At 68.3% G+C, this 13,192-nt stretch carries 10 protein-coding genes; 5 read left to right on the top strand and 5 right to left on the bottom strand.

Annotated features, from left to right (window positions below; genetic code table 11):
- Positions 1-61 precede the first annotated feature (61 nt).
- The 3 genes from aqpZ to DA1_RS03590 all read left to right on the top strand — a co-directional run bounded on the left by aqpZ (position 62) and on the right by DA1_RS03590 (position 4,019).
- Positions 62-766, top strand: a complete 705-nt coding sequence (gene aqpZ, locus DA1_RS03600; protein WP_012203105.1) for an aquaporin Z — start codon at positions 62-64, stop codon at positions 764-766.
- Between the two features lie 214 nt (positions 767-980).
- Positions 981-3,206 carry a TonB-dependent receptor gene (locus DA1_RS03595; RefSeq protein ID WP_034390113.1) on the top strand — a complete coding sequence of 742 codons (2,226 nt, stop codon included), beginning with the start codon at positions 981-983 and terminating at the stop codon, positions 3,204-3,206.
- Between the two features lie 132 nt (positions 3,207-3,338).
- Positions 3,339-4,019 (top strand): Fe2+-dependent dioxygenase, encoded by a 681-nt coding sequence (locus DA1_RS03590; RefSeq protein ID WP_012203103.1) that lies wholly within the window; start codon positions 3,339-3,341, stop codon positions 4,017-4,019.
- A gap of 24 nt (positions 4,020-4,043) precedes the next feature.
- Here the strand turns inward: DA1_RS03590 and DA1_RS03585 are convergent, their stop codons facing one another.
- From DA1_RS03585 to DA1_RS31220, 4 genes are all read right to left on the bottom strand, one after another.
- On the bottom strand, positions 4,044-6,455 hold the full coding sequence (locus DA1_RS03585; protein WP_034390110.1) for a TonB-dependent siderophore receptor: 2,412 nt from the start codon (positions 6,453-6,455) through the stop codon (positions 4,044-4,046).
- Positions 6,456-6,572: 117 nt separating this feature from the next.
- Positions 6,573-7,643, bottom strand: a complete 1,071-nt coding sequence (locus tag DA1_RS03580) for a FecR domain-containing protein (RefSeq protein WP_034390108.1) — start codon at positions 7,641-7,643, stop codon at positions 6,573-6,575.
- On the bottom strand, positions 7,643-8,140 hold the full coding sequence (locus DA1_RS03575) for a sigma-70 family RNA polymerase sigma factor (protein ID WP_013804342.1): 498 nt from the start codon (positions 8,138-8,140) through the stop codon (positions 7,643-7,645). Before DA1_RS03575 ends, DA1_RS03580 begins: the two co-directional genes overlap by 1 nt.
- Before the next feature lie 212 nt (positions 8,141-8,352).
- The gene (locus tag DA1_RS31220; protein WP_230590703.1) at positions 8,353-9,987 is read right to left on the bottom strand and encodes a pseudouridine synthase; all 1,635 of its coding nucleotides are present in this window, start codon (positions 9,985-9,987) and stop codon (positions 8,353-8,355) included.
- A 546-nt stretch (positions 9,988-10,533) separates the two neighbouring features.
- On the opposite strand from DA1_RS31220, the gene DA1_RS03565 reads away from it, so the two are divergent.
- Positions 10,534-11,073, top strand: coding sequence for a hypothetical protein (locus tag DA1_RS03565; protein WP_013804344.1), 540 nt, complete (start codon positions 10,534-10,536; stop codon positions 11,071-11,073).
- A 17-nt stretch (positions 11,074-11,090) separates the two neighbouring features.
- Here the strand turns inward: DA1_RS03565 and DA1_RS03560 are convergent, their stop codons facing one another.
- The gene (locus tag DA1_RS03560) at positions 11,091-11,957 is read right to left on the bottom strand and encodes an IclR family transcriptional regulator (RefSeq protein WP_013804345.1); all 867 of its coding nucleotides are present in this window, start codon (positions 11,955-11,957) and stop codon (positions 11,091-11,093) included.
- Positions 11,958-12,014: 57 nt separating this feature from the next.
- Here DA1_RS03560 and DA1_RS03555 point away from each other — a divergent pair, with 57 nt between their 5' ends.
- Complete coding sequence (locus DA1_RS03555; protein ID WP_034390106.1) at positions 12,015-13,184, top strand: acyl-CoA dehydrogenase family protein; 1,170 nt, start codon at positions 12,015-12,017, stop codon at positions 13,182-13,184.
- Positions 13,185-13,192 lie beyond the last annotated feature (8 nt).

Below are 13,192 nucleotides of genomic sequence, written 5' to 3'. Positions count from 1 at the left end.
TGCGGCGGACGGTGCGCGCAGGGCCCGGGCGCAATGGCGGGCCTGCTTCAGGAGATTTTCCATGCACAGCTCTGTTCAAAAATGGTCCGCCGAATTCCTCGGGACCCTGTGGCTGACCCTGGGCGGCTGCGGTGCGGCCGTGCTGGCCGCCGCCTTCCCGCAGGTGGGCATCGGCCTGGTCGGCGTCTCGCTGGCCTTCGGCCTGACGGTGCTCACGGGCGCCTATGCCTTCGGGCCCATCTCGGGCGGGCACTTCAACCCGGCCGTCTCCGTGGGCCTGGCCATGGGCGGGCGCTTTGCCTGGAGCGAACTGCCGGGCTACATCGTCTCGCAGGTGCTGGGCGCCATCACGGGCGCGGCCATCCTCTATGTGATCGCCACGGGCAAGGCCGGTGCCGACATCGGCGGCTTTGCCACCAACGGCTACGGCGCGCATTCGCCGGGCGGCTACGGCATGACGGCAGCCCTGGTCACCGAGGTGGTGATGACCGCCTTCTTCATCCTGGTCATCCTGGGCGCCACGGCCAAGCGCGCGGCGGCCGGCTTTGGCGGGCTGGCCATCGGCCTGTGCCTGACGCTGATCCACCTGATCTCGATTCCCGTGACCAATACCTCGGTCAACCCCGCGCGCAGCACGGGCCCGGCCCTGTTCGGCCCCGAGATCGCCATCTCGCAACTGTGGCTGTTCTGGGTGGCCCCCATCGTGGGTGCGCTGATCGGCGCCGTGATCTACAAGGCCCTGCTGGCCAACCCGGCCAACGAATAAGGCCAGGGACGGGCGCTGCAGGCGCCTCGCAGCAGACTCAAGCGGCTGGCGACAGCCGCTTTTTCATTGAATCTTTGGTGAAACACGGTTTTCGTTTGTTGCATGGCGGCAACGCGAAGGACTTTTACCCAGGGCAAACAGGCCAACTTTACGAAGCAGAAACCGAACACTAGTGATTCGCAATAACAATCCGCGGGCTTTCATCGGAGTGAACATGAGCAAAATCCAACAAATCCTCCCCCCCGCGAACCTCACCCAGCTGGCCCTTGCCGCTGCCCTGTGCCTCGCGGGCACCTCGGCCTTCGCGCAGACCAGCACCACGCTGGGCACCGTGAACGTGACGTCTTCGACCGAAGCGCCCGTCAAGACCGACAACGCCTCCTCGGCCAAGTTCACGGCCCCGCTGGTGGACACGCCCAAGACGGTGCAGGTCATCAACGAGGAAATCATCAAGCAGACCGGCGCGACCAGCCTGCAGGAAGCCCTGCGGTCCACGCCCGGCATCACCTTCGGCAACGGCGAAGGTGGCAACCCCTCGGGTGACCAGCCCTTCATCCGCGGCATGGATGCCCAGGCCAGCACCTTCGTGGACGGCATGCGCGACATTGCGGCCGGCACGCGCGAGGTGTTCAACCTGGAAGCGGTAGAAGTCATCAAGGGCGCCGATTCGGCCTATGCAGGCCGTGGCGGCGCGGGCGGCTCCATCAACCTGGTGACCAAGAAGGCCAGGAACGAGAACTTCATCAGCGGCGACGTGGGCCTGGGCACGGACAGCTACCGGCGCGCCACCATCGACGCCAACCGCGTGCTGGGCGAAGGCGTGGGCCTGCGCCTGAACGCCATGGTGCATGACGCCGACGTTCCCGGCCGCAGCGGCCCCGAGAACAAGCGCTGGGGCATTGCCCCCACGGTGACCTTCGGCATGGGCACGCCCACCGAGGTCTCGCTGTCCTGGCAGCACCTGCAGACCGACAACATTCCCGATGGCGGCGTGCCCTACCTGTACAGCAACACGGCTGCGGCCGGCCTGCGCGGCGGCAGCGTGGTGCGTCCCACCTACGGCAACAACCGCGACAACTGGTACGGCCTGACCAGCCGCGACTACGAAAAGGAAAAGAGCGACCTGTTCACGGCCACCGTGGAGCACAAGTTCACCGACACCCAGAAGTTCCGCAACAGCCTGCGCTACAGCAAGACCGAACAGGACTACCTGTGGACCCAGCCCGACGACAGCAAGGGCAATGTCGTCAATGGCTATGTGTTCCGCCGTGGCAATGCACGCGTGGCCGACATCAAGACGCTGCAGAACCTCTCGGAATTCACGGGCAAGGCCCAGACCGGCAGCGTGGGCCACAGCTACTCGTTCGGCCTGGAGCTGTCCAAGGAAAAGGCAGAATCCCGCACGGCTGCCGTACAGACCACCAACACCACCTGCACGGCCGCCAGCCTGTGGTGCGCCTCGCTGAACAACCCCGACAGCAGCCCGCTGTGGAACCTGCCCGTGACGCTGGGCGACCCCAGCCACAACCAGATCGACACCGTGGCGCTGTACGGCTTCGACACGCTGAAGTTCAACGACCAGTGGTTGCTCAACGCCGGCCTGCGCATGGACCACTACAAACTCAGCGCCTCCGGCCCCGCCGGCCGCAACACGCCCGCCTATGACCTGAGCCGCTCGGACACGCTTTTCAACTACCAGCTGGGCCTGGTCTACAAGCCGGCCACCAACGGCAGCATCTACGCCAGCATCGGCACCTCCTCGCGCCCCGGCGGCTCCATGCTGGGCAACGGCAACGAGGACCTGGGCATCTCCACCGACCAGCTGGCCAACCTCGCTCCCGAGAAGACCCGCTCGCTCGAACTGGGCACCAAGTGGGACCTGATGGAAAAGCGCCTGGCGCTGACGGCCGCGCTGTTCCGCAACGACGTGACCAATGCGCGCATCACCGAAAACGGCGTCACCTATATGGGCGGCAACAAGGTGGTCAACGGTGTGGAGCTGGGCTTTACGGGCAGCGTGCTGCCGGGCCTGAGCGTCTTCGGCGGCTACACCTACATGGACAGCGAGCAGAAGAACGCCGGCGCGGGCAGCGTGGCCAATGGCCAGCCCTTCCCCAACACGCCCAAGCACAGCTTCAGCCTGTGGACCAGCTACAAGCCCATGGCAAAGCTGACCGTGGGCCTGGGCATCTACGCCCAGAGCAGCGTGAACCAGAGCTACATCCTGTCCACGGTGGATGGCGGCATCGTCACCAAGGGCGCCAGCGGCTATGCGCGCTACGACGCCATGGTGGCCTACCAGATCGACCGCAACCTGACCGTGCAGCTGAACCTGTACAACCTGGGCGACAAGGTCTACTACAGCGGCATCCGCTCGCCCCACTACGCGACCATGGCCGCAGGCCGCTCGGCCGTGGCCTCGCTCAAGTGGACATACTGATCTGCTGATCGCCCCGGGCGAACGCTCAGCGGCTTGACGCTGCGCAGATCACCGCAAAGCCCCGCAGGCCATCGCCGCCTGCGGGGCTTTTTTGCGGGACACTCGCTGATTCCCCCCTGAGGACCGCCTGCCATGATGCTCCGCATACCCGCCCTGCTCAGCCCCGACGAAGTGCGCCAGTGCCGCCAGGCGCTGGAGCAGGCCCCGTGGCAGGACGGCCGCGCCACGGCCGGCCCTCTGGCGGCCCAGGTCAAGGCCAACCTGCAGCTGCCGCTGGACAGCCAGGCCGGCCAGGCGATAGGCAACCTCATCCTCGACAAGCTGGGGGCCAGCGCGCTGTTCATGTCGGCCACCCTGCCGCTGAAGGTGCTGCCGCCGCGCTTCAACCGCTACGAGGGCGGCGGCACCTACGGCAACCATATAGACAACGCCATCTTCACTATCCCCGGCACGGCCATCAAGGTGCGCAGCGATGTCTCCACCACCGTGTTCTTCAGCGAGCCCGACGAGTACGAAGGCGGCGAGCTGATCGTGGAGGACACCTTCGGCCACCAGAGCGTGAAGCTGGCCGCAGGCGACGCCATCGTCTACCCCGGCACCAGCCTGCATCGCGTCAACCCCGTCACGCGCGGCACGCGCTACGCCAGCTTCTTCTGGACGCACAGCCTCGTGGCCTCGGACGAGAAGCGCCGCATCCTGTTCGACCTGGACCAGCAGATCCAGCAGTTGACGGTGCGCCACCCGGGCGACCCCGCGCTTTCCGCGCTGTCCGGCACGTACCACAACCTGTTGCGGATGTGGTCGCAGGCCTAGTGGCACAGCCGCCAGGCAGCCGCATCAGAACCTGTAGCGGGCCGTGACCAGCACATTGCGCGGATCGCCATACACGCCCGTGCCATAGGAGCCCAGACCCGGCATATAGGTCTTGTCGAACAGGTTGTTGACGTTCAGCGTCACCGACCACTGGCGGTCCACGTCGTAGCGCGCCATCAGGCCGACCAGCGCATAGGCGCGCTGGTCGGCGCGTGCATAGGGTGCGGAGGATTGCTGGTAGTAGGTCAGGCTCTGCCAGGCCAGCGACCCGCCCACGGTCCACTGCGGGTTGAGACGGTAGCTGGTGCTGAGCTTGAACAGGTGGCGCGGCTGGTTGGTGTTGACGGCGCTGAGGATCACATCGGGCTGGGCCGGCGCGCGCGAGGTACGGTAGGTGTAGCCGCCGTAGATGTTCCAGGCCGGCGTGATGCTGCCTGAGACCTCCATCTCCACGCCCTTGCTGGTCACGCCGTCGATGGCCGCATAGACCTCTTCCCCAGTCTCCGGATTGGCACTGACGTACTGCGCGGCATTGCGCTGCTGGATGTGGAACAGCGCCAGCGAGGCGTTGAGCCGGCCGTCCAGGAACTCGCCCTTCACGCCCACTTCGCGGCTGCGGCCCGTGAGCGGCGGCAGCGGGCTGCCGGCAGCGTCCTTGTAGTAGGTCTGCGGATTGAAGATATCGGTCTGGCTGGCGTACAGCGACAGCTGGCGGCTCAGGTCATAGACCACGCCTGCATAGGGCACGGTCTTGTGCGCCACGCGCAGCGCGTTGTTCACGCCGTAGCTGCCGTCCAGGCCCGTGGTGTCGTCCAGCATGTCGTACCAGCTCACGCGCGCGCCCAGGATCACCGACAGCTCGTCCGTGGGCCGCAGGCGCGCGGCGCCGAAGACGCCCTTTTCCACGATGCGCGTCATGCGGTGGTCGCGCAGCTGGAAATCGGGCCGCGGCACCTGGCCGTCCCACTCGAAGTAGTTGCCCACGGGGCCGTAGGCGTTGGTGTAGCCGGGCGCATGGCGGCGCTGGCGCGACCAGCTGGCGCCGAACGACAGCTCGTGCTCGCGCCCGAACAGCTGCAACGGCCCGGACAGCGCCGCATTCACGGCCTGCGTGGTGGCATCGGTGGGAATCTTGTTGGACAGCATGTTGATGCCCAGGCCGCTGACCGGGTCCACCATGCCGTGGGCGGCCACGCCGACCTCCACGTCGCGCGACTGGCGCAGCCGGCTGGCCGACAGGTCCGCCTTCCAGCCATTGCCGAAACTGTGCTTGAGTTCGGCAAACAGGTTGGTGCTGTCGTTGTCCCAGTACGACCAGCGCGCGGCCGGGTTCAGCGAGGTCGGGAAATGCGTGCGGCTGCCATCCTTGAAGAACAGCGGGATGTGGCCGAAGCTGGCCCCGTTGGCGCGCGTCTGCATGTGGTCAATGCCCAGGCTGGCCACGGTGCTGGGACCCAGGTCGGCCTCGATGATGCCGTACAGGCTGCGCACGTTGCGGCTGTAGTCGTCCACATGGGACTTGGCGTTCTGCGCCACGGCCACCACGCGGGCGCGCACGCGGCCGTCCTCGGTCAGCGGCGCGGAGATGTCGCCCACGCCGCGCAACCGGTCATGGCTGCCGATGGCCGCCTCGGCCGAGGCCTGGAAGGTCTTGGTGGGCCGCTTGCGCACCAGGTTGACCACGGCCGACGGATAGCCCGCGCCCGTGAGCAGGCCGGTCGCTCCCTTGACCACCTCCACGCGGTCATAGATGGCGCTGTCGGCCAGCGAGGTGGTGTACTGGTTCGCCGAGTCCATGGTGTTGGGCACGCCGTCGAACTGGAAATTCTCGATGGCATAGCCGCGCGAGTAGAAGGTGGTGCGCTCGCTGTCGTTGCGGCCCACGGTGATGCCGGGGGTCTTCTCCAGCACCTCCGGCAGGCTGGTCAGGCCCTGGTCGTCCATGAGCTGGCGCGTGACCACGCTGACCGACTGCGGCGTCTCGCGCTGCGACAGGCCCAGCCGTGTGGCCGTGCTGGACTGGCGCGTGGCGTAGGAGCCCGTGCCTTCGGAGACCGCGCTGCGCTCGGCAGCCGCCGTCACGTTGACCGTGGCCAGCGTGGCGCCTGCAGCGGCAGCGGGCACCACCTGCTCCACCCGCCGCAGCGCATAGGCGCCGCTGGCCTGGCGCACGGCCTGCCAGGCGGTGCCGGCCAGCAGGGCCTCGAAGGCAGCCTCCACCGTGTAGCTGCCGCGCAGTCCCGCGCTGCGCTGCCCGGCCGTCTGCTCGGCCGTGAAGATCAGGGCCACGCCGGCCTGGGCGGCCGTGCTGCGCAAGGCGGCATCCAGCGGGCCGGCAGCGACGTCATAGCTGCGCTGGGCCTGGGCCAGCACGGCGGCGGGCATGAGCGCGATGGCCAGCGCCAGCGCGGGGCGGGGCATGAAAAGGGGTTGCATGGTCCTGGGTTCTCCCTGTGTTCCGATGTCGAAAATCAAAGCTCTCGGAAGCAAGGAAGCGCGGCGCGGGAAATCGGGTCACCCCCGGCGCAAAAAAACGAAAAGGAAGAAAAAGCCTCAGCCGCGCGCCTGCACAGGCTCCACCACCACCCACCAGCGCGTGCGCCAGCGCAGTTGCACGGGCAGCGCACCGGGCAGCATGGCCAGCACGGCGTCCGTGCCATCGATGCCGCCTTCGTCCAGCGGGAACACGCCTGAGAACCGCAGCCCGGCCACGGCCGGATCGGCGTGCAGCCAGCCGGGGCGGTAGCGGTTGAGCTCGGCCAGGAAGTCGTCCAGGCGCTGGTTGTCCACCCACAATTGGCCCCGGCTCCAGGCGTCGTCCGCAGGGCCGGCCGGCTGCACCGTGCTCCAGCCCGTGCGCGTGAAGTCCATGGCCTCGCCCGCCTGCAGACGCCGTGCGGATGCGCCTGTACCGGCCGTGCGCAGTTCCACGGCGCGCTCGAACACCGCCACACGCGCACCTGCATGGTTGCTGCGCACCATGAAGCGCGTGCCCAGGGCGCGCACGCGGCCGTGGGCGGTCTCCACCACAAAGGGCAGATCGCCCAACGTTCCTGCGGGATGGCCGGTGGTGAACAGCGCCTCGCCAGCCATCAGGCGCAGCCGGCGTTCGCTGCCGTCGAACTGCAAGGCCACGGCGCTGCCGGGGCCCAGCAGCATGTCCGTGCCGTCGGGCAGGGTCCAGCGGCGGCGCTGCGTGCCCGAGGCGTAGTCGGCCGCCATCTGCTGCCACTGCGGCGTGCGGCTGGCCAGCCAGCCCGCGCCGGCCGCCGTGCCCAGGCCCGCAAACAGGCCCAGCAGGCGCCGCCGCGCAGCCCGGGGAGCGGCGGACAGGCTGCGATAGCCCGCGCCACCCGCGTTGAGCCCCGTCAGCGCGCCCGTGACGGCCTGCAGATGGGCCCAGGCGCGGCCATGGTCGGCGTCTTCATCGAGCCAGCGCTGCCAGCGCGCCCGGTCGGCGGCCGAGGCCTGGCCCGATTGCAGCAGCGCAAACCAGCCGGCAGCCGCCCGCGCCACGCCGGCCGGCAAGGGCCGGCCCAGCGCCTGGGGCGCCTGGATACTGCTGCCGGGTAGCGGCGCGGCGCTGGACAGGCGCCGAGGATCGGAAGGAGGCACCGGCGCCATCAGGACAGCGCCAGCACGAAGCAGCGCTCATAGCCCTGGGCCAGATAGCGCTTGACGCTGGTCATGGACACGCCCAGGCGCGTGGCGATGTCCGCATAGCTCAGGCCTTCGAGGTGGGCCAGCAGGAAGGCCTCGCGCACCTTGGGCGCCAGCGCGTCCAGCGCCTGGTCCACGGCCTGCAGCGATTCGAGGGCGATCAGCCGCTCTTCGGGCGAAGGGGCAAGTTCAGCGGGCAACAGGGCCAGGGTGTCGAGATAGGCGCGCTCCAGCAGCCGGCGCCGGTGCTGGCGGATCACAAGATGGCGGGCCACGGTGGCCAGAAAGGGGCGCGGCTGCTCGATGCGGCCGGCCATGCCCGAGGTGATCACGTTGACGAAAGTGTCGTGCGCGATATCGGAAGCCTCGAACACATTGCCCAGCTTGCGGCGCAGCCAGCCTTGCAGCCAGCCGTGGTGTTCGACATAGAGGGTGTGTACGGGATCGGCCGGTGCGCGCATGAAAAGACGGACGCGCCCCGGACTGGCGTGCCGCAGCGCTGAAGCTCGTTTGAGAATGGTTCGCATTCTAAACACGAGCCGTGCGCTCACTGAAACCGGCGCGGCCCAAGACCAGAGACACCAAGCAAGGGCCGCCCCGCCGCGAGGGTGTCGTCCCCCTCCCCCGCGAAGCGGGTAGAGAGGGGGAAGCGGCGCAAGCCGCTCAGGGGGTGCTAAAAGCCTTCGTGTGCACCCAGATAGCGCCACTGGCCCACAGGCAGGTTGCCCAGCGTCACGCGGCCGATGCGGATGCGCTTGAGGCCCACCACGCGCAGGCCCACCAGTTCGCACATGCGGCGGATCTGGCGCTTCTTGCCTTCGGTCAGCACAAAGCGCAGCTGCTCGGGGTTCTGCCAGTCCACCTTGGCGGGCTTGAGTGCCTCGCCGTCCAGCGACAGGCCATGGCACAGGCGTGCCAGCTGCTCGGCCGGGAACACGGATTGCACGTCGATGTCGCGGTCACCGTAGGTCACGCGCACCAGGTACTCCTTGTCCATCTCCGAGTCTTCGCCAATGATCTGGCGCGCCACGCGGCCATCCTGGGTCATGACCAGCAGGCCCACGGAGTCGATGTCCAGCCGGCCGCAGGGCGCCAGGCCCTTGAGCTGCGCGAAGTTGAAGCGCGTGCGGCTGGTGTCCTGGTTCCAGTGGTTCTGGGGCGTGACCAGGACCACGGCGGGCTCGTGGCCGTCCTCGGCCTGGCCGCTGACATAGCCCATGGGCTTGTGGATAAGGATGGTGACCTGCTGGTCCTGGCGCTCGCGCGCCTCGCGCTCGACGGTGATGCGGTCGGCCGCCACCACGTTCTGGCCCATCACGGCGAGTTCGCCATTGACGCGGACCCAGCCCTTGTCCACCCACTCGTCGGCCTCGCGGCGCGAGCACAGGCCCATGTCGGCCAGGCGCTTGTTGATGCGCACGCCACCGGGAACCTGCTCCTGCAGCGGCTCGGGAGCACGCTTGACGGGGATTTCGCGGCTGGCGCCACCGTCGGCAGGACGGTAGGTGCGGATGCCGCTGAGCGGACGGTAGGCGGGCTCGGCCTGGGGCGCCTCGTCGCGGCGCGGGCCACGGGCGTCATCACGGCGGGGACCACGGGCGTCGTCGCGGCGCGGTCCGCGCGCATCGTCACGGCGGGGGCCGCGGGCGTCGTCACGGGGACGGTCGCGGAAACCACCTTCACGCGGGCCGTCACGGGGACCGTCGCGCTGGCCGTCACGTTGGCCGTCACGTTGGCCATCGCGCTGACCATCACGCGGACGCTCATCGCGCTGGCCATAGGGCCGGTCGCGGCGATCGTCCGGGCGGGGCGGGCGCGGGGGGCGGGCATCGCGCGTATCCCGGGCATCGCGCATGTCGCGCTGCTCGCGCGGGGCACGGTTTTCGCCGCCGCCCTGTTCGCGCCAGTCGCCACGCGGCTGGGAACGGTCCAGGTCCTCGGCACGGCCGAAACCGCTGCTGCGCGGGCGCTGGTCACGGGCGTCGTCGCGGGGTGCTGCACCGCGGGCATCGCCTCGGGGTGCCGCACCGCGGGCATCGCCGCGAGGGGGAGCATCACGGCGGTCGGAGCGCTCGTAGCGATCATTGCGGCCGCCACGGTCGCCGCCACGTTCATTGCGGTCGTTGCGGTCACTGCGCGGGCCGCCGCGTGCGCCCGCAGATTTGCCCGCGCCACCCGAAGGGCGGCGGGCATCGCCAGCCGGCTCGGCCTGTGGCTTTTCGGGGCGGCGCAGCACAGGGCGCGCGGAGGGCGCTGCCGCCTCGTCGGCGCCGGGCCGGGACGGTTTGGAAGAAGTAGGGGATGACATTAGACCGCCATTGTCGCGCGGCAAGGCCCGCAGCGGCTGCGCCCTGCGGCCAATACGGGCATTGCGCTCGGCTATCGGGCGGCCTGCGTGCAGGCCGCCAGGGCCCCCTTGCCAGCTCCGCCGCCCGGCCCTGCGCCCCGGCGGGCTCGCCATGTTCCGCACCACACATTCATGCCCCATGCAATCCGCCTGGCGGCCGACCCATCCCGATCGCTGTATCCGGCACGATATGCACAACCGGATGAATCCTCAATGAAAAATCGACAAGAAGCGAATCACATCGGCAAAACATCTTCAATCCGGCCGATTGGGATCTTGCAATGCACGGCATGCGATATGTAAAAAACTGTATTTTATTTGAGCGATTTCATTCATTGACGATTGCGAATCAACCCATTGGGCTTGCCATTGCCCATACATCTCCCCATAGAATGGCGCCCGTCCAGAAACGGGGGGCTCTTTCGAGACAACAGCCCTTCGCGCAGCGCCTGCTGCGGTATCCAGACCATCCCGCCCGGACTCCCGCCTCATTCAACAAGGAAAACCATGAGCGATACACCCAACCTATCGAATTCCACTCCATTGAAAGAACAATTCAAGGCGCTGCTTATCACCAAGCCGGACTTGACTGGAATCGAGTGGTCCGATATGGAGACCGCCATCGGCCCGAATGCTGAAAAATACCGGCCACTGTGGGAGCGCATGGTCAGCGGGAAAAAGGGCTTTTTCGCATCCATGAGTCCCTGCTGGACCGCCATTCCCTTCATGGGCGTTTCCTGGGCCATTGCGCGCCGCGTCTACGCCTATGCCGTGGTGGCCTTCATCACCCTGTTGATCATCAATCTGCTGATGCCCGGCACGGGCGGCGCCGGGCGCGTGCTCGGCATCGCGGTGGCCATCTCGTTCACGGTCAAGCGCACCTACCTGCAATGGCTGGTCACGCGCATACAGCAGATCAACCAGAGGGGCCTGGTGGGCGCTGCGCGCGAAGAGGCGCTGCGCCAGATCGGCGGCCTGGACCAGAAGAACGGCTGGATCTCCTTCGGCGTGCTGCTGGCCATCGGCATCGTGCTGGCCGCCTTCTGAAGCGCCAGGCCCGCAGATCAGCGGTCCACGGGCAGCCGGTCGCACAGGGCCACCAACTGCGCCAACTGGGGGCCCACATCCCGGATCAGCGTGCGGGCCGGCATGCGCAGGCCCGGCACGGCGCAGTTGAACAGCAGCCGGCGCGACCCGTAGCGGATGCGCGAGGCCGCACCCACGGCGCACACGCCCAGGCCGGAGTCGCCCATGTTGACCGCGAAGCCCCGGGCGGCATAGTGCGCCAGGCTTTCGCTGGCGTTGTCCATGCAGCGCGCGTATTCCTCGGGCCGCTGGCTGCGCACGCGGTCCAGGAAGCGCTGCAGTTCCCCGGCATCGAGCTGGGCCAGCCCTGCCCGGCCCATGGCCGTTTCCAGCACGCCGCGCACGGCGCCCACGCCGGGTCGCTTGAGCGTGCCGCCCTCCCAGGCGCAGGTATCCAGATAGACCACATCCAGGTCCATGACCACGCCCACCGACACCGCCCCCTTCACACGGTCGGCCAGCGCCTGCATGGGCAGGCGCAGCGGGCCGAGCAAGGGCGTATTGATCACATAGGGGTAGCCCAGGGCGACGGCGGCCGGGCCGACGAAGTAGCGGTCCAGCCGCTCGTCATGGTCCAGGTAGCCCATGGTCTGCAGGCTGCGGCACAGCCTGGACACGGTGGGGCGCGGCAGGCCCAGGCGGCGGGCCAGCTCGCTGTTGGCATGCGGGCGCGGGTCGCTGACGAAGCACTGGAGAATCATCAGCCCCTTGGCCAGCGTGCCCGCGAAATACGGGTCCTGCTCGCGGATGCGGCAGACATCCTGCGAGTCCCTGGGTTGGTGGGCAATGGGGGTGTGGGGCACGTGGCGATTGTGCGGACCACGACCACAAAGCCGCAACTGCATTTCAATATTTGAAACTGCATTGCAGCCCTGGTGCCCGCGCTTCCTACAGTGCGGCCCATGAGCCAAGCCCCCACCCCCCATCCCGCCGACGCCCGCCTGCAGGCGTTGATCGCAGACATCCGCCATTTCGTGCGCCACCGCTGGCATCCGCTCGAAGAGCAGATCGAGCACGATGACGAGATCCCGCCCGCCGTGGTCCAGGAGCTGCGCGACAAGGGCTATTTCGGCTGGAGCATTCCCCAGGCCCATGGCGGCCTGGGCCTGAGCACCGAGGAGCTGGTGCGTTGCGCCTTCGAGCTGTCCCAGGCCTCGGTGGCGCTGCGGGCCCGCGTGGGCACCAACACCGGCATTGGCTCGGAAGCCCTGGTGGCCGACGGCACCGAGGCGCAAAAGCAGCGCTGGCTGCCGCGCATGGCGCGCGGCGAGCTCACGGGTTGCCTGGCGCTGACCGAGCCGGACGCGGGCTCGGAGGCGAGCAACATCCAGACCACGGCGCGCCGCGACGGCGACCACTATGTGCTCACCGGCAGCAAGCGCTTCATCACCAATGCGCCGCTGGCCGATGTCTTCACCGTCATCGCCCGCACCGGCGAAGGCAGCACGGGCAGCGAGGGGCTGACGGCCTTCTTCGTGGAGCGCTCGCCGGGCCTGGTGACGGGCCAGCCCTATCGCAAGATGGGCCAGGCGGGCTCGCCCGTGTCCGACGTGCATTTCCAGGACTGCCGCGTGCCGGCCGACCAGATCATCGGCGGGCGCGAGGGCCAGGGCTTCAAGACCGTGATGAAGGTGCTCAACAAGCAGCGCCTGCACCTGGCAGCGCTGTGCACGGGACCGGCGATCCGCATGCTGGACCTGGCGCTGGCCCATGTGCGCCAGCGCGAGCAGTTCGGCCAGCCGGTGGCGAACTTCCAGCTGGTGCAGGCCATGCTGGCCGACAGCCGCACCGAGATCTTCGCGGCGCAATCCATGATCCTGGAGGCCGCCCGCGCCCGCGACCGGGGCGAGGACGTGGCGCTGTCCGCCTCCATGTGCAAGTACTTCGCCTCCGAGATGTGCGGCCGCGTGGCCGACCGCGCGGTGCAGATGTTCGGCGGCGCAGGCTATGTGGCCGACTTCAGCCCCATCGAGCGCTACTTCCGCGACGTGCGCCTGTTCCGCCTCTACGAAGGCACCAGCCAGATCCACCAGCTCAACATCGCCAAGCTCATGCTGCGCGAGAGCGCCTGACACCGGAG

Origin of the sequence: Delftia acidovorans NBRC 14950, assembly GCF_001598795.1 — a bacterium.
Taxonomy (GTDB): Bacteria; Pseudomonadota; Gammaproteobacteria; order Burkholderiales; family Burkholderiaceae_C; genus Comamonas; species Comamonas acidovorans.
Note: the sequence above shows the minus strand (reverse complement) of the source record. Positions and strands in the feature narration are given on the sequence as shown.

Excerpts from the sequence above, each read along its gene's own strand:
- aqpZ (WP_012203105.1), top strand. The coding sequence starts at position 62 with ATGCACAGCTCTGTTCAAAAATGGTCCGCCGAATTCCTCGGGACCCTG.
- DA1_RS03595 (WP_034390113.1), top strand. The coding sequence starts at position 981 with ATGAGCAAAATCCAACAAATCCTCCCCCCCGCGAACCTCACCCAGCTG.
- DA1_RS03590 (WP_012203103.1), top strand. The coding sequence starts at position 3,339 with ATGATGCTCCGCATACCCGCCCTGCTCAGCCCCGACGAAGTGCGCCAG.
- DA1_RS03585 (WP_034390110.1), bottom strand. The coding sequence starts at position 6,455 with ATGCAACCCCTTTTCATGCCCCGCCCCGCGCTGGCGCTGGCCATCGCG.
- DA1_RS03580 (WP_034390108.1), bottom strand. The coding sequence starts at position 7,643 with ATGGCGCCGGTGCCTCCTTCCGATCCTCGGCGCCTGTCCAGCGCCGCG.
- DA1_RS03575 (WP_013804342.1), bottom strand. The coding sequence starts at position 8,140 with ATGCGCGCACCGGCCGATCCCGTACACACCCTCTATGTCGAACACCAC.
- DA1_RS31220 (WP_230590703.1), bottom strand. The coding sequence starts at position 9,987 with ATGTCATCCCCTACTTCTTCCAAACCGTCCCGGCCCGGCGCCGACGAG.
- DA1_RS03565 (WP_013804344.1), top strand. The coding sequence starts at position 10,534 with ATGAGCGATACACCCAACCTATCGAATTCCACTCCATTGAAAGAACAA.
- DA1_RS03560 (WP_013804345.1), bottom strand. The coding sequence starts at position 11,957 with ATGCAGTTGCGGCTTTGTGGTCGTGGTCCGCACAATCGCCACGTGCCC.
- DA1_RS03555 (WP_034390106.1), top strand. The coding sequence starts at position 12,015 with ATGAGCCAAGCCCCCACCCCCCATCCCGCCGACGCCCGCCTGCAGGCG.